Origin of the sequence: Lactococcus hircilactis (assembly GCF_009601015.1) — a bacterium.
Lineage (GTDB): Bacteria > Bacillota > Bacilli > Lactobacillales > Streptococcaceae > Lactococcus > Lactococcus hircilactis.
The window spans coordinates 40,298-57,355 of record NZ_WITJ01000011.1; the positions used below are offsets into that span (position 1 = coordinate 40,298).

Sequence of the window (17,058 nt, forward strand, 5' to 3'; positions counted from 1 at the left end):
TGAAGAGAGAAAAAATGAACGAAATATTAGAAAAAATAAAAGCGTATGATCACATTTTGATTCATCGACATAAAAATCCAGATCCAGATGCGATTGGTTCTCAGTGTGGGTTACGAGAGATTTTGCGTGCAACTTTTCCAGAGAAAAAAATTGATGCAGTTGGATTTAACGAACCCACGCTTGAATTTATGACGCTGATGGATGAGGTGGTTTTGGATGAAAATGAACCTTATTTAAGCATTGTTTGTGATACGGCAAATACCCCACGCATTGATGATGAGCGATGGAAATCGGCAGATTTTCTGATCAAAATTGATCATCATCCTAATGATGATGCTTATGGGGATTTATTTTTGGTCGAAGATTATAGAAGTTCAGCCTCAGAGATGATTGCAGATTTCGCTTTCCAAAATAATCTCACAATGACCGCAGAAGCTGCGCGACTTTTATATGCTGGAATTGTCGGGGATACAGGACGGTTTTTATATCCTGCTACTTCAGCAAAAACGCTCTTTATTGCCTCAAAATTGGCTGAATTTGATTTTGATCGCTCAGTTTTGGGAAGAGAAATGTCTTCATTTGACATGAAAATTGCGCGATTACAAGGCTATATCTACGAAAATCTTCAAGTTTCTGAAAATGGCGCTGCGCGCGTGTTATTGACACAAGCGATTTTAAAACACTTTAATTTGTCGGATGCTGAAACTTCAAAAATCGTTGGTGTTCCGGGGAATATCAAAACAATCGATTCATGGGCGATTTTTGTGGAACAAAAAGATGGACATTATCGGGTACGGATGCGCTCAAAAACAACTCCGATTAATGAAATTGCAAAACGTCATGATGGGGGTGGCCACATGCTTGCGAGCGGTGCAAATTCTTATTCAGAAAAAGAAAATGAGCAAATCTGGAATGAATTACAAGAAAATTTGGATTAAAAAAATGTTGTCAGTACTGACAGCATTTTTTGTAATTTGGCAAAGTGAAAAGAGCTGAGCGCGTGCTGAATCGTTGAGTTATCTCGCATGATTTTGAGATGAAAGCATGTCCACGCTTTTTCTGTCAGTACTGACAGAAAATAAAACAGTGAAAAATCAGATCAAAAATAAAAAGAAGCGTTAATTTTCCATAAAGTCATCCAAATTTTTCACCTTGGCATTAAGTCCAATGATGAGTTTGATTCGTGCTTTTTGTGAATTCACCTCAGGAGCAAACAAAACGCCAGCGTGATGCAACCGAGAACCACCACCTTCATAATCATAAACAGGCTCAGCAATTCCATTAAAACAGCGCGAAACAAGTACGATTGGGACGTGATGGGCCAATAATCGCTCAATGGGTGCAACGGTGCTAGGAGGTAAATTTCCCGCACCGAGCGCTTCAATGACAAGTCCGTCGATCCGATTTGGATCAAGTAAATCCAAAATCTCACCATTCATCCCAGCATAACATTTGATGATTGGGACATTTCCAGTGACAGAAGTAATATCAAGGTGTTGATTTTCACTGTCACGATGGAAATAAAAGATTTTGTTTTTCGTTAAAAGTCCAAGTGGCCCATGTGTTGGTGTTTGAAAAGTTGAGACATTTGTCGTATGTGTTTTTGTAACGAATCGCGCAGAATGAATCTCGTCATTCATGACAACAAGCACGCCGCGATCGTGAGAATCATTGTCAGCAACCACACGAATCGCAGTCTTCAAATTATAGATGCCATCTGTACCCAATTCATTACTAGAACGCATAGCACCAGTAATGACAATGGGCTTTCCCCGTTGAATCGTTGAATCCAGAAAAAACGCTGTTTCCTCTAGCGTATCAGTGCCGTGAGTAATGACAACGCCATCAAAATCTCCGTCACACGCTGCAATGATCCGATTTTTTAGAAGCAGCATGTGTTCTAAGGTGATGTGAGGACTTGGTAAATTAAAAATATCCTCAGCAACAATTTCGACTTGATCTGAAGGTAAATTTAAACGATTCAGTGGATTTTGTGCGTTAGGGGAAACATTTCCTTGCTCATCTTCAGCCATCGAAATGGTCCCACCTGTATGTAAAACTAATATTTTTTTCTTATGATTCAAAATAAAACCTCATTCATTTTGATTTGTGTGCACTCCATTATACCAAAAAAGAAGCAATTTTCGTCACTTGGCGCACAAAACTCTAAAAAGTTAAAAAAAAATCGCTCAATCGCCTAAAAATCAAGAAATCCCTACGAAATTAAGGTATAATTGTAAGTAGAAACAGTCAAATGCATAGAAAAGATAAATTATGAAAACAAAAGCTGTATTTTTTGATTTAGACGGAACATTATTTACATCAACGAGAGGGGTTGCTGCCTCCACTAAAAAAACCATTGAAGCCCTTAAAAGAATTGGTATTCTTGTCGGCATTGCGACTGGACGAGGACCAGCTTTTGTGCTCCCTTTACTTGAAGACCTAAAGTTGGATTTCGCAGTCACCTACAACGGACAGTATGTTTTCACCCCAAAAGCTGTAATTTTTGAAAATCCAATTCGAGAAGAAACGTTAAAAAAAATTGTCACTTATGCACTAGAATATCACAGAGATATTTCGATTGGAACTTCAAAAGGGGTGGTTGGTTCTGGACTTTTAAAATTTGGTGAAACAAGAACTGCGGGAATATTAGCTAAAATCCTTCCAAAAGGAACCTCTGATGTCGCAAAATCTGGGATGAAACACATTTTTAGACGTGTATTTCCGCAAGCCAATTTTTCAGAAATTTTCAAAGAACCCGTGTATCAAGTCATGATGATTGCACCAAGAGCGGATACTCCAACGCTTGAAAAGGAATTTCCAGAACTTCAAATCACGCGCTCCAATCCTTATTCAGTGGATCTCATTCCCCAAGGCATTGGAAAATTAAAAGGCATTCAAATTTTAGGCGAACATTATGATTTTACCTTAGAGGAGGTCATGTGTTTTGGAGATTCTGAAAATGACATCTCAATGATTCAAGGTGTTGGGACAGGTGTTGCAATGGGAAATGCCCAAGAATCCGTCAAAAAAGCAGCAAATTATGTCACCGATCATAATAATGCTGACGGAATCGCAAAAGCATTTGATTATTTTGGGATCGTTGAATTTACGAATGGAAAAGATTTTGTATCAAAAGATCCTAATTTTAATCAGGTAAAGGCATTTCATCAGCTGATGGATGGAAAAACGCAGCAGATTCCAAGAGCATTTACACCGATGGAGGCAGGTTTTAGAGCAGGATTTGAAGTGGAAGAAATCGTTGAATTTCTCCAAGCTTCAAGCAATGGCGATGATGCACGCTTTCATGAATTGGTGGAGCAGCTGCATCGTGATGTAGACAAAGCCACTCAAAAAATTGATGCCAAACCTGATAAAGAGACAGATGCACTGACTGCACAAGCAGATGCAATGATTGATTTACTGTACCTTACTTATGGGAGTTTAGTCTTATCGGGCATTGATCCTTATGAGATTTTCAATCGCGTCCATGAAGCAAATATGGGAAAAATTTTTCCTGATGGATCCCCTCATTTTGACCCCGTCACTCATAAAGTTTTAAAACCTTCAGATTGGGAAAAAAAATTCGCTCCAGAAGGAAAAATCAAGAAAGAACTGGAACGACAAAAACGAGTGGCAGAACGCAAAATGAGATAAAAAAGAAATGCGTTCGATTAAAAAGTGAATTTACTTCAAAAAAAGTTGTAAATGGCTGTGCATAAGCGTAAAATAGAGCTATTAAAAGATGAAATCTAAAACATGAAACAACACTGCAAACGATATCAATCGTTTGTTTTTAGAACAGAATGGAAATGAGAAAAGATGGTCGCAAAGAAACAGTTAATTAATCCGCGATACGGAAAAGCTTTTCACTCAATTCGTGAAGAGCAAGGTTTTTCGCTTGATTTTTTTAAATCCATCATTTCAAAAGCAACGTTAAGTCGCTTTGAGCAAGGACAAACGACACTATCGCCTGATCAATTAGAAGAAGCGCTGCATCTCATGGATTTATCCATTTTCACTTTTTTATTTTTGGCAGATAATGTTCCTGTTTATCGTCGTTATGGCGAAGTTTTTCAACTTTTACGTGAACAAAGAGCCTTTGAGTTGGAAAGTTTTGAAACCATCAATCTCTCAAAACTGACCATTCAAAAATTTGAAGAGGGGTTGATTATGCTTGATTTTGCACAAGTTGAAAGCGCACTTCAAATGATGCATATTCCACTTTATGAATACACTTACCTTTTAGATAAGGGAGAGGGGGATTATTTTAGTGAAATCTATAAAAAAGTCGATCATGCCTATTTTTCAGACGATAAAGAAGTTTTAGTCAACGTGTATGAGGAAGCAATCTTGTATGATGATTTTCGCATGATTGCTCTTGCGACAAAAGCGTGCTATCAACAGCTCACAAAAGAAGAATTAGAAGAAGTTTCAGGATTTTTGTTTGGGGTAGAAGTCTGGACAAACTTGGAGTTATTTGTTTTTAATTATACCGTTTCTCAGCTCAGTTATGCACTGGTTCAATCCATTTGGTTTGATTTATTTAAGGAATTTTCTTATTTTCAAGATAATCGAGAATATCGCATTCGCATTGTACGCTCCGTTGTTTTGACGTGCTTTGCTTTACTTGATAAAAATGACCTTGCTTTAGCAGAAAAATTTTTATATTTAACCAAAGAAATCTTGCAAAGTACAGATGAATTTACGCGGTGTTTATTTAAATTTACTGAAAGTTTACTTGATTACAAGCAACATCAGACAACAGAAGCTTTAGAAAAAATGAAAGAAGTGATTCATATTTTTAGATTTTTAGGGGATGATATTTTAGCTGATAAGTACAGTCGCTTATTAAATCAATACATCACATAATTTTTGTTTCAAGCTTGAAACAAAAGATAAAAACACGTGAGAGAGATGTTATAATAAGAGATGCTTGAGTATAGATTTCAAAGGAGCGACTGAATGAAAGCACAAAGAGGAAATCAGACCTTTGAAGTCTGGAAAATTTCACACGATCCTCCAAAAGAAGCATGGGTCGTCCAATGTTTTGAACAGGGAATTTTAGAATGGTCAGCAGTCAATGAACACATTTTGCTCTTTCCAAGAATTTTTGGTGGTGCAGCAGCAATCGGTTTTTATTTAATCAAAACGGATGAGAAAGATTTTCAAGCAATCAATAGCAAAAGATTTCATCGAGAGTTTCAGGTGCTGTAAGTCCATGCAGTAAAAAATTTAAGGAAAGTTTTTTGAATAAAGGAGGAGTAATGTCAACCATACAACTTATTTTTGTGGTTATCATTTTTGTGGTCATTGTCCTAATCATTGGAACGCTTTTTTTGTTGCCAGGGATGGCGATTTTTAATAAGATGACAGATAAAGCATACCATGCAGATGAAAAAGACCTGCTGACAGGAACATTGACGGTCGGCATTGCGTCGCGTACAGCGACAGGCGAAGTCATGACGACTTTTGTCACAGAATCACGAAAAACCATGCCCGCTCGATTATTTATTCCAAATAAAGCAGGGATTGAAACGCTAGAAAAAGGGGCATCCGTTTTGATAGTCGAAACAAAAGATGGGATTGCTTATGTGATTCCGTATGAAGAAATGGTCTTTTAAAGGTGCTATGCCTTCAAAGTGACAAGTCACTCTTTTTATAAAATAAAAGGGATGATTTACAAAAGTGTTCACGATTGATTTGATTTTTTGATAAAAATCAGGAATTTAGAAATAAAAAGGAGAAAAAAATGTTTGGTTTCATAGAAATTTTAATCATCGCTATCGTGGTGGTTATTGTGATTTTGTTTGCTATTGTTGCTGCAAATTATAAAAAATCAGGGCCTCAAGCGGCTTTGATCGTTTATGGTTCAGCTCTGGGAGCTAAGGGAGTCAATAAAGATTCTCAAGGCAACAAATTGAAGGTTGTCCGTGGATCGGGAACTTTTGTATTACCTATTTTTCAAAATGCACGCTATTTGAGCTTGCAATCAGCAGCGATTGATATTAAGACTGAAAAAGTATTATCAAAAGATAAAATTCCAGTGACTGTTGAGGCGACAGCAATGATCAAAGTTGGCTCTACACTTCAAGATATCGCAACTGCAGCAGAGCAATTTTTAGGGAAAAAAGATGAGCAAAGAGATGCGATGGCCGATCAAGTCTTAAGAGGACACTTACGTGCAATTGTTGGGACGATGACTGTTTCTGAGTTGATTGAAGATCGAAATAAATTTTCAACGGAAGTTCAAGAACAAGCAGGGACAGATCTTTCAAAAATGGGATTGTCCATCGTTTCATTTGTCATTAATGACATTCGTGATGATCAAAATTATATTAAAGCGTTGGGAGCAAAAGAAGTCGCTCGTGTGCAACAAGAAGCTGCGATAGCTGTTGCGAATGCAGATAAAGAAACGCGAATTCAAAAAGCGAATGCAGATCAACTTGCACAAAAAGCAGAAGCTGAAGCGGCCACACAAATTGCAAGTGCTCAAAAAGAAAAAGCCATTAATTTGGCCGCCTATGAACAAGATCAAGCCATTGCAACAGCTGATGCGAAAGCGAAAGCGGATCAAGCGAAAGCTGTAGCGGATCAAGCGTACGCCATTCAAGAAGCCATTTCAAAGAAAGAAACCACAGAAGCTGAAATGCAAGTGGAAATCATCAAGAAACAACGTGAGACGGATCTTGAAACACAAGAAGTACTGCGTAAAGCGCAAGAAAATGAAGCGAATGTCGTAAAAGCTGCAGAAGCTGCTAAAGCAGCACAAATCGCAAAAGCCGAAGCTGACGCACGGGAACGCGAAGTTAAAGCTTTAGCAGAAGCTACTGCGATTGAAGCTACTGGTAAGGCAGAAGCTGAGGCGATTCGACTCAAAGGACTAGCTGAGGCAGAATCGATTGAGAAAAAAGCAGAAGCCATGACAAAAATGAATGACGCGGCTAAGCTTAATATGGCACTCGAAATTTTGCCTAAAGTGGTTGCATCCGTATCTGATAATCTTAAATCGATTGATTCACTCAATATTTATGGTGGCGATGGAACATCTAAAATCTTGGGAATGTCTCAAGAAAGTCTGAAACAAGGGCTAGATGTTTTGGGAACAATGGGCATTGATGTGCCAGAATTACTCAATAATTTTACTGGAAAGAAAACAGCTGAAAAAGTTGAGTAATCCATTTATAGGCGAGAAAAGCACTGGATATTTGACGTGATCTAATAAAATCATCAGAAGATGGTTTTATTTTCACAATGAATAGTCAGAATATTGTATGAATTTGTAAGGAATTGTGGTAAAATATAAAAATGAAAAAAATAAAAATAGCTTTATTAGGCTGTGGAACAGTCGGCGGTGCAACGTATAAGATTTTGCAAATGAATGCAGAGCAAATTGCTCAAAAAACTGGTGTAATTTTGGAAATTAGTAAGATTTTGGTGCGGGATAAAGAAAGACCTTATGCTGTCCCAGAATCTTTACTGACTACGAATTATCAGGAGATATTAGACACGCGTGATATTGAGATTGTGGTGGAGTGTTTGGGTGGAATCGAGCCTGCGTCAAGCTTCATGCTTCAAGCGCTGAAAGCTGGTAAACATGTCGTAACAGCAAACAAAGCAGCGGTTGCGGCAAATTATGAAACGTTGGTTTCAACATCTGCACAATATCATGTGATGCTGCGTTTTGAAGCTTCTGTTGCGGGTGGAATTCCTGTTCTTGATGCGCTTCAAGCACCACTCAATTCAAATGACATTGAAGAAGTGTCGGGGATTGTTAATGGGACAACGAATTATATTTTGACCCAGATGATTGAGCAAGGACAGGCGTATGAAGAAGCACTCAAAATGGCGCAAGAAAAAGGATTCGCAGAAGCTGATCCAACGGCTGATGTGGAAGGAATTGATGCAGCCAATAAGCTCTCAATTCTGATTGCACTTGCTTTTGGGGAAATCGTTCCAATAGAAAAAATAGCAACGATTGGGATTTCAAAGCTGTCAAAAGAAGATATTGCTTTTGCTTCACATTTGGGCTATAAAATAAAATTACTCGCATCAGCACAAAAATCAAAGACATCATTACAAGCCTCAGTCCAACCAACATTGGTGCCAAAAGATCATATGCTCGCAGCAGTTGCAAATGAATTTAACGCCTTATTTATTCACGGTAATGCTGTAGGAGACTTACTCTTTTATGGCAAAGGAGCTGGCGGATTACCTACGGCAAGTGCTGTCGCTGGAGATATTATTGAAATTGCTAACGCGATTGATAAGAATGCAGCATTTGATAGCTATGTCAACAAAATTTCGGCTTCGCATTTGACTTATCTTGGTGAGGGAAGTAACGCTTATTACCTTCGCTTGAGTGTGTCAAATCGACCAGGTGTTTTAGCTGCAATTGCGACAACGTTTAGTCAGCATGGTATTTCAATTGAAAGTGTAACTCAAGAAGTCAATGGAGATGCGGCTAAAATGATGTTTATCCTAAATGAAGTGGCGCGTGAAAAACTGGAATTAGCACTTTTGGCATTAGAAAAATTACCTGAAGTAATAAAAGTAGCGTGCATTTTACGTGTCATGAATTAGAAAGAAATGAGGATACTATGAAATTTACATCAACAAGAAACGATAAGGTATCGTTTAGTGCGCAACAAGCGATTGCAAAAGGTTTAGCGGATGATGGCGGATTATTTGTACCCACAACTTTTCCTTCTGTCAGTACTGACGAATTTCTTGGATTAGATTATGAGAAAATGGTGGGATTGATTTTATCTAAATATCTTCCTGATTTTGAAAATCTGGATGAGATGATTCATTCGGCATACAAAAATGCGTTGCCAGTAAGTCTGTCAGTACTGACAGAAAATTTGGCCGTGCTTGAATTATTCCACGGTAAATCTGCTGCCTTTAAGGATGTTGCTTTGCAACTTTTGCCTTATTTATTGACGACGTCATTAAAAAAAATCGGTGAAAAAAGACAAGCAATCATCTTGACTGCGACATCTGGAGACACTGGATCTGCGGCGATGTCTGGTTTTTCTAATGTTGATCAAACGCAAGTGATCGTGTTTTATCCAGAAGTCGGAATTAGTGACATACAACGTTTACAAATGACGACACAAGCGGCGAAAAATGTTCATGCAGTCGCCGTTGAAGGAAATTTTGATGACGCACAACGCGCGGTTAAATCAATTTTTCAAGATCACGCATTCACAGATCAATTCGCTGAAAATCAGATTTTTAGTTCAGCAAATTCGATTAATTTTGGACGACTTTTACCACAGATTGTTTATTATTTTTGGACGTATAGTGAACTTGTCAGTGCTGACAAGATTAAAAGTGGTGATCTGGTGAATTTTTCTGTGCCGACAGGGAATTTTGGCGATATTTTAGCTGGATATTACGCTAAAAAAATGGGACTGCCAGTAGGAAAACTCATTTGTGCGACGAATAAAAACTCAGTTTTGTATGATGTTTTGACCACAGGAACATACGATCGTAATCGTGATTTTTACATTACTAACAGCCCATCAATGGATATTCTTGTTTCTTCAAACTTTGAGCGATTGATTTATCATCTTGCAGGAGCAAAAGTCACTCAAGCGACACAAGAGCAATTGGTTAAAGAAGGAAAATATCAGCTTTCTGCGGAAGTTTTTGAGCAATTACAAAAGGATTTTCTCACAGAAAAATGTGATGATGACGAAACGATTGAAGAAATTAAAGCTGTCAGTACTGACAGAAATTATGTGATGGATCCACACACTGCGATTGCGTATGCAGCAGCAAGAAAAGCAGATTTGGACGGGTTTACAGTCGTTCTTGCAACAGCTTCGCCCTATAAATTTGCAAAAACTGTGGAGGATGCGATTGAGCAAAAACTTCCTGAAGATAAAATGCCTGATGCCTTGAAATGTTTGGATAAAAAACCCGTCACGCAACTTTATCATGTCACAAAAGATCAGATCAGAACCATCATCAAGGAGATCTTATGAGCAAAAAAATAATGGTTCCTGCGACTTCTGCTAATCTGGGCTGTGGGTTTGACTCACTTGGAATCGCGGTCAATCGCTACCTTGAAATCGAGCTTGTTAAACCTTTAGATCACTGGTTTTTAGAGCATGATTTGGGAGCAGATATTCCAAATGACGAGCAAAATTTAATCATTAAAACAGCGCTGTCAGTAGTGACAGATTTAAAACCGTATCATTTGAAGATGACAAGTCAGATTCCACTTGAACATGGCTTGGGATCAAGTTCGTCAGCCATCGTTGCGGGCATCAAATTAGCACTTTTATTGAGCGATGTCAAGCTCACGATTGCAGAACAATTAGCACTGGCTTGTGACATGGAAGGACATCCAGATAATGTGGTTCCCGCACTTTTAGGTGGTCTTCAAGTTGCTTCTTACGATGAGGAAAAAAATTTAGATTTTGTTTCATTACCACAACCTGAATGTCAAATGATTGCGTTTGTTCCTGATTACTCCCTCTCAACGAAAGCTGCAAGAAGTGTTCTTCCTAAAGCGTATAAAAAAAGTGATGCCATACTTGCGTCTTCAAAAGCCAATGTTTTGATTGCCAGTCTTTCAACGAGCGATCTCGTTTTAGCTGGTAAAATGATGGAATCTGATCTCTTTCACGAAAAATATCGCGCGTCACTCATTCCAGAACTTGAAGCAATTAGAGCGCTTGGACATGAGCACCACGCATTTGCAACATATTTATCAGGTGCAGGATCAACAATCATGACGTGGATCTCGCAAAATAACAGCTCAAGTTTTATTGATGCCCTAAAAGAATTTCAACACAGCCATAATGGAGATATTTTGACGTTGACTGTTGATCCTTATGGCGCTAGAATCGTATAAAAAAATCCCAAACGGGATTTTTTAAATTTCAAAATAAAATTCATCATAAATCGCACGAAGCGCTTGTTTTTCATCTTTTTCATCCAAAATAAACATCAAAGAAACTTCACTTGAACCTTGCGAAATCATGCTAATACTAATCCCATGAACCGCAAGTGCCCGTGCTGCGCGTGCAGTCACTCCAGCGTGTTCTTTCATGTCCTCCCCGACCAACATGATGATGGATAATCCATGTTCAATGTAAAGTTCATCAGGATGAAGGGACTCAGACAAATTTTTCAACAGTGATTTTTCAAGCTGTTTGGATAAATATTTTTCACGAATGATAATGGACATATCATCAATCCCAGTAGGCATGTGTTCAAATCGAATGCCTAAATTTTCAAGTGCAGAAAGAACTTTTCGTCCAAAACCAACTTCTTTATTCATGAGATATTTATTGATAAACAAAGAAGCAAATCCGTTACTTGAAGCAATTCCAACCACAGGAGCACCTTTAGTTTCACGTTTAGTGACAATGCGCGTGCCAGGATGATCAGGATTATTTGTATTTTTGATTACTAATGGTACATTGGCGCGATAGGCAGGAACCAAAGCTTCATCATGAAGAACAGAGAACCCAGAATAAGCCAATTCACGCATCTCTCGATAAGTCAGTTCTTTGATGGAGTGGGGGTTTTTGATCACACCAGGATGCGCAGCAAAAATCCCATCAACATCTGTGAAATTTTCATACATCTCAGCTTTAACACCAGCTGCCAAAATTGACCCTGTTATATCAGATCCACCACGTGAAAACGTACACACCTCGCCAGCTTCTGTCACACCAAAAAATCCAGGAACAATGATGATTTCTTCCAAATCCGCCAAATATTTGATTTTTTTATAAGAATCCTTCAACAAACGGGCATTAGAAGGCTGTGCCGATACAATAATTCCCGCATCAGCAGGATGGATGTACCGACAATTTAAACCTTTCGCTTTAAAATATTGAGCAACCAATTTTGCATTATTATTTTCACCTGCTGCCAAAAAAGTATCATACGTAAACTTATTTTTGACATCGAGTGAAGCGAGCGCTTTGATATTTTCTGCGATTGGATCAATGACTGTCTCATCCATTCCAAGAGCCAAAGCAATCGAGCGATAACGCTCAATAATCCATTCTTGATGTGCATCAAGAACGTCTTGTTGCTTAAAAGCATTGTAATAAGCAATCAACGCATCTGTGACTTTCGTGTCTTTTGCTTCTCTTTTTCCAGGCGCAGATACGACGACAATTTTTCTTGTGCTGTCAGCACTGACAATGTTAAAAACTTTTTCAATCTGACCAGCGGACGCGAGAGATGACCCTCCAAATTTAACAACTTTCATAAAAAGACCTGATTCCTATTTAAAAATACAATAATACGATATATTATATCTAATTTTCTGATAATTTACAATTAATTAATGAACTCGAGATGAAAAAAGTTGATTTTTGATTCACGTGCTAATGAAGGGATAAAATAACAAAAATGTTAATTTTTTAATGCCAAAAGATAAGAATGAAAAAAACTTTTTCTCCTATTTCATCCTTATCCTGATATAATAGAGTTATGAAAAAATTTAAAGCAGTGATCTTTGATATGGACGGTGTTCTTGTCGATACAGAAAATTATTATTCAAAGCGGCGAACTCAATTTTTTGATCAGATTAATGTCTCGATTGCACACCTTAAACCAAGTGATTTCATTGGGGGAAACATGAAAGATCTTTGGCCAAGAATCTTACAAGATCAATATGAACCGACGCGCGCCCAATCTTATATCAAACAATACAATGATTTTAAAGCGAAAACCCCACTTCCTTATGAAAAATTACTTTTTGAAGATGCTCATTTCATTTTGGAGTTTTTAAAAAAGCAGCAGGTTAAATTAGCACTCGCTTCGAGTTCAAATCGAGCAGACATTGAGCGATGTTTATCTGTGAATCATCTCGCAACTTATTTTGACGCTGTATTATCTGGAGCAGATTTCAAAAAATCAAAGCCTGATCCTGCCATTTATGAAGCAGCGATGGCTACATTAGGTGTTCTACCACATGAGACACTGGTGATTGAGGATTCTGAAAACGGGATTATCTCAGCAAAAGCTGCAGGAGCCACCGTTTTTGCTATTTCTGACGCGCGTTTTGGGATGAACCAAAGTAAGGCCGATTATCGTTTTACAAGCTTGCGTGAAATTGTTCAGATCCTTAAGCATCCAAAAAATTAAAACAAACGACATTTTCCTCTTTATGTTTGTCTCATCCTATGGTAAAATGATAAGATATAGGAGTTTGATATGAAATTTTTAAAACAAATCACCCCACGCATGATCATCGTGATGATGATCCTTGTTCAATTATTTGAAAGTTTATTTTTAGTTTGTTCAAGTTCAAGATATGTGGCGATTGCATATTTGTTTATCCTGAATTTAATCATCACCTTTATCTTACTTTCACAAGCAAAAAATTATACCTTGAGAAGGCATGATTTCATTCGTAAAATCAATGATGAAGCTGAGAATTCCCTTAATGCGACACTTGATAATATGCCCATTGGTGTGATTCGATTCAATGAAAAAACACTAGAACCAGAGTGGTTTAATCCATACATTGACATGATTTATAAAGGCAATGATAGTGTGATCAAACGCGAAGACATCAAACTCATCTTGAAAAAGAAACTTGAAGATCAGTATGTCACCATTGGCAATCAAAAATATGTGGTGAACGTTGATGAAGAAAAACATCTCATTTATTTGATTGATGCGACAAAAGAGGTCGCGTTCAGATCAGATTTTAATGATAGTAGAGCCGTTATCGGTGCGATTTATGTGGATAATTATGATGATGCGACAGATCTGATTTCAGATAGTGGACGGACTGTTATCAATAATTTTATCGCCAGTTTTTTGGAAGAATTTTCCGATAAATATGCCTTTTATCTGCGCCGTATCACAAGCAGTCGTTACTTTTTTTTCTGTGATTATCGCGTATTGGATCAAATGATTAAAGATAAATTTGAAGTGTTAAAAGAATTTAGAACAAAATCAACAGAAAAAGAATTCCCGCTGACACTCTCAATTGGAGTATCATATGGATGGGAAGATTTCCCAAATATCGGAAATGTTGCGATGAATAACCTCGAACTCGCACAAGTCCGCGGAGGAGATCAGGTTGTTTTGCGTGAAAATTCCGAGCAAGCAAGGCCGGTCTATTTTGGTGGAAATTCTGAAGGACGTACTCAAAAAAGCAGAACAAGAGCGCGTGCCATTTCAACAGCATTGCGTACAATTATTTCTGAATCAGAAGATGTTTTTATTGTAGGACATCGGTTTACAGATATGGACGCACTTGGAGCAGCGATTGCGATGAAAGTTTTTGCCAATATGACAGGAAAAGAGGCTTTCGTTGTTTATGATGAAAAACAATTGTTACCAGACGTTGCTCGAGCAATCGAAAAGATGAATGAGAGTGCAGACGGGTTCACACATATTGTTAAATTAGAAACTGCCCGTCGGCTAAAAAAACCAAATTCGTTATTGATTATGGTTGATCACTCAAAACCAACACAAACCTTGGATTTTGATTTCTATCACTCCTTTGAAAAATTAGTGATCATTGATCACCACAGACGAAATGACGACTTTCCAGAACAACCGCTTTTATCGTATATCGAATCAAGCGCAAGCTCTGCCAGTGAATTAACCGTTGAAATTCTTCAATTTCACGACAATAATCGTAGAAAAATGTCAACGATTGAAGCAAGTATTGCTTTAGCTGGAATCGAAATGGATACGAAAAATTTCACGAAAGCAACGACGGCACGAACTTTTGAAGCTGCTGCATATCTTCGCTCTCGTGGCGCTGATAATGATTTGATCAAGGTCATTATGGCGACTGATTTTGAAAAATACAAAATCGTCAATGAAATTGTCATCAACTCAGAAATTGTTTTTCCTGGTATCGTACTTGGGATGGGCAAAAAAGATCAAAAATATGATAATATTACAACTGCAAAAGCAGCAGATACAATGGTCGAAATGGCAGGTGTGACAGCAGCGTTTGCATTGACACTTCATCCAAATGGATTCATTTCAATTTCTGCACGATCTCGTAATGGATTTAATGTGCAAACTTTGATGGAACAAATGGGAGGAGGGGGACATTTCAATAATGCCGCAACCCAAATCTACGAAAAAACACTTTCAGAAGTGAAAGCAGATTTGATTCGTTTTTTAGAAGAAAGAATTGAAAACGAAGATAATCATTAATGATAATAAAAGAATAGAATGATTGAAAAATGGAGGAAATAAAATGAAAGTTGTATTTTTGCAAGATGTTAAAGGACAAGGAAAAAAAGGTCAAATAAAAGAAGTTCCAGCGGGTTATGCACAAAATTTTCTCATTAAAAAGAACCTTGCCAAACTTGCGACAACAGCAGCTGTATCACAAGTAGAAGGACAAAGAAAAGCAAAAGAAAAAGAAGAAGCTGAGCAACTTGAACAAGCAAAAATTTTAAAAGCTCAACTTGAAAAAGAAGATGTGATTGTTGAAATCGGGATGAAGGTAGGTCAAACAGGACACACTTTTGGTGCGGTGGACAAGGCTGATATTGCAAAAGCTCTAAAAGTACAATATGATGTCGAAATTGATAAACGTAAAGTTCAATTGAATAATAAATTGCAAGCGTTAGGGACAAAAGAAGTTCCAATTAAATTGTATAAAGATGTTGTTGCGACAATCAAAGTAAGGGTCGGCGAAAAATAAGATGCCAGAAATTGACTTAATAAAAGCTCCACCACAGGATTTAGCTGCTGAACAGGCTGTTTTAGGTGCGATTTTTTTGGATAGTGATCGGTTGGTTGAAGTTAAAGAACATATTAATTCCAAAGATTTCTATAAAACTTCTCATCAAATTATTTTTAAGGTGATGGAGAAGTTATTTGATTTGCGAGAAGCCATTGATGTTTTAACCGTCCGTTCTGCACTTGAGAGTCAAGGAGACATTGAAAATATCGGGGGAGTGATTTATATTGCTCAGCTCGCACAAGCAACACCTACCGCAGCAAATGCCGTTTATTATGCTAAAATTGTTGCAGAAAAATCACTTTTGCGGCAACTCATCTCAAAATTAACTTCTAGTGTAGAAAGAGCTTATCGACAGGACTCCTCTGCAGATGAGATTTTATCTGAAGCCGAAAAAGGATTGATTGATGTCCAGCAAGGGCGTAATACAACAGGTTTTCGTAAAATTTCTGAGGTGATTAATCTGTCACTTGATGAGATTGATAAACATTCCAAAGAAAAAAATGTTGTCACAGGACTTGCGACGGGATATATCGAATTGGATCGGATGACGACAGGACTTCATGATGAAGAACTGATCATTATTGCTGCTCGTCCTGCTGTCGGAAAAACAGCATTTGCACTAAATATTGCTCAAAACGTTGGCACTAAACAAGATAAAGCTGTCGCTATTTTCTCGCTTGAGATGGGGGCCGAAAGTTTAGTAAATCGGATGATTGCTAAAGAAGGAAGAATTGATTCTCAGCACATCAGGACTGGGCAATTGACAGATGATGAGTGGAATGCGCTTTTTATTGCAACTGGTGCACTTTCCAAATCAGAGATTTATATTGATGATACGCCAGGGATAAAGATTACAGAAATTCGCGCACGTGCTCGAAAATTAGCGCAAGAAACGGGAAATTTGGGACTGATTTTGATTGATTACTTACAATTGATTTCAGGAACAGGGCGAGAAAATCGACAACAAGAAGTGTCAGAAATTTCACGTCAACTTAAGATTTTAGCTAAAGAATTGCATGTTCCTGTGATTGCGCTCAGTCAGCTTTCACGTGGGGTAGAACAACGTCAAGACAAGCGGCCTGTACTCTCTGATATTCGTGAATCAGGATCAATTGAGCAAGATGCGGATATCGTTGCCTTTTTGTATCGTGAAGATTATTACGAACGTGAAGGGGATGAAGAAAACGATGAGGAGCAGATTGCGGATAATTCAGTTGAGGTTATAATTGAAAAAAACCGGTCTGGAAGTCGTGGAACAGTGAAACTTGCATTTATTAAAGAATATAGCAGTTTTGATAATATTGATGTGCGATATGGAGAGCCATACTAGATTTTTTATGCCTTTTCGTGTTATA

The 17,058-nt window shown here is 37.8% G+C and carries 15 protein-coding genes; 13 read left to right on the forward strand and 2 right to left on the reverse strand.

Going from position 1 to position 17,058, the window contains the following annotated elements:
• Positions 1–14 precede the first annotated feature (14 nt).
• On the forward strand, positions 15–938 hold the full coding sequence (locus GHI93_RS08585) for a DHH family phosphoesterase (RefSeq protein ID WP_153496647.1): 924 nt from the start codon (positions 15–17) through the stop codon (positions 936–938).
• 180 nt (positions 939–1,118) lie between these two features.
• On the opposite strand, the gene GHI93_RS08590 is transcribed toward GHI93_RS08585, so the two are convergent.
• Positions 1,119–2,084, reverse strand: coding sequence for an asparaginase (locus tag GHI93_RS08590; protein ID WP_153496648.1), 966 nt, complete (start codon positions 2,082–2,084; stop codon positions 1,119–1,121).
• A gap of 190 nt (positions 2,085–2,274) precedes the next feature.
• Here GHI93_RS08590 and GHI93_RS08595 point away from each other — a divergent pair, with 190 nt between their 5' ends.
• From GHI93_RS08595 to thrB, 8 genes are all read left to right on the forward strand, one after another.
• Entirely contained in the window at positions 2,275–3,657 is a 1,383-nt protein-coding gene (locus GHI93_RS08595; protein WP_153496649.1) for a Cof-type HAD-IIB family hydrolase, read from the forward strand.
• 165 nt (positions 3,658–3,822) lie between these two features.
• A complete protein-coding gene (locus tag GHI93_RS08600) occupies positions 3,823–4,872 on the forward strand; it encodes an Rgg/GadR/MutR family transcriptional regulator (protein WP_153496650.1) in 1,050 nt (349 codons plus the stop codon).
• A 93-nt stretch (positions 4,873–4,965) separates the two neighbouring features.
• Positions 4,966–5,217 carry a hypothetical protein gene (locus GHI93_RS08605; protein ID WP_153496651.1) on the forward strand — a complete coding sequence of 84 codons (252 nt, stop codon included), beginning with the start codon at positions 4,966–4,968 and terminating at the stop codon, positions 5,215–5,217.
• A gap of 50 nt (positions 5,218–5,267) precedes the next feature.
• Positions 5,268–5,624, forward strand: coding sequence for a hypothetical protein (locus GHI93_RS08610; RefSeq protein WP_153496652.1), 357 nt, complete (start codon positions 5,268–5,270; stop codon positions 5,622–5,624).
• Between the two features lie 128 nt (positions 5,625–5,752).
• A complete protein-coding gene (locus GHI93_RS08615; protein ID WP_153496653.1) occupies positions 5,753–7,177 on the forward strand; it encodes a flotillin family protein in 1,425 nt (474 codons plus the stop codon).
• A gap of 131 nt (positions 7,178–7,308) precedes the next feature.
• On the forward strand, positions 7,309–8,583 hold the full coding sequence (locus GHI93_RS08620) for a homoserine dehydrogenase (RefSeq protein WP_153496654.1): 1,275 nt from the start codon (positions 7,309–7,311) through the stop codon (positions 8,581–8,583).
• A 17-nt stretch (positions 8,584–8,600) separates the two neighbouring features.
• Positions 8,601–9,992: a threonine synthase gene (thrC, locus tag GHI93_RS08625; protein WP_153496655.1), complete on the forward strand. Its 1,392-nt coding sequence runs from the start codon at positions 8,601–8,603 to the stop codon at positions 9,990–9,992.
• The gene (gene thrB, locus GHI93_RS08630) at positions 9,989–10,867 is read left to right on the forward strand and encodes a homoserine kinase (protein WP_153496656.1); all 879 of its coding nucleotides are present in this window, start codon (positions 9,989–9,991) and stop codon (positions 10,865–10,867) included. Before thrC ends, thrB begins: the two co-directional genes overlap by 4 nt.
• 21 nt (positions 10,868–10,888) lie before the next feature.
• Here the strand turns inward: thrB and GHI93_RS08635 are convergent, their stop codons facing one another.
• Positions 10,889–12,241, reverse strand: a complete 1,353-nt coding sequence (locus GHI93_RS08635) for an aspartate kinase (protein ID WP_153496657.1) — start codon at positions 12,239–12,241, stop codon at positions 10,889–10,891.
• A gap of 224 nt (positions 12,242–12,465) precedes the next feature.
• Here GHI93_RS08635 and GHI93_RS08640 point away from each other — a divergent pair, with 224 nt between their 5' ends.
• From GHI93_RS08640 to dnaB, 4 genes are all read left to right on the forward strand, one after another.
• Positions 12,466–13,122 carry an HAD family hydrolase gene (locus GHI93_RS08640; RefSeq protein ID WP_153496658.1) on the forward strand — a complete coding sequence of 219 codons (657 nt, stop codon included), beginning with the start codon at positions 12,466–12,468 and terminating at the stop codon, positions 13,120–13,122.
• A gap of 69 nt (positions 13,123–13,191) precedes the next feature.
• Positions 13,192–15,165 carry a DHH family phosphoesterase gene (locus tag GHI93_RS08645; protein ID WP_153496659.1) on the forward strand — a complete coding sequence of 658 codons (1,974 nt, stop codon included), beginning with the start codon at positions 13,192–13,194 and terminating at the stop codon, positions 15,163–15,165.
• Between the two features lie 43 nt (positions 15,166–15,208).
• Positions 15,209–15,661, forward strand: a complete 453-nt coding sequence (gene rplI, locus GHI93_RS08650) for a 50S ribosomal protein L9 (RefSeq protein ID WP_153496660.1) — start codon at positions 15,209–15,211, stop codon at positions 15,659–15,661.
• A 1-nt stretch (position 15,662) separates the two neighbouring features.
• Positions 15,663–17,033 (forward strand): replicative DNA helicase, encoded by a 1,371-nt coding sequence (dnaB, locus tag GHI93_RS08655; RefSeq protein WP_153496661.1) that lies wholly within the window; start codon positions 15,663–15,665, stop codon positions 17,031–17,033.
• Positions 17,034–17,058 lie beyond the last annotated feature (25 nt).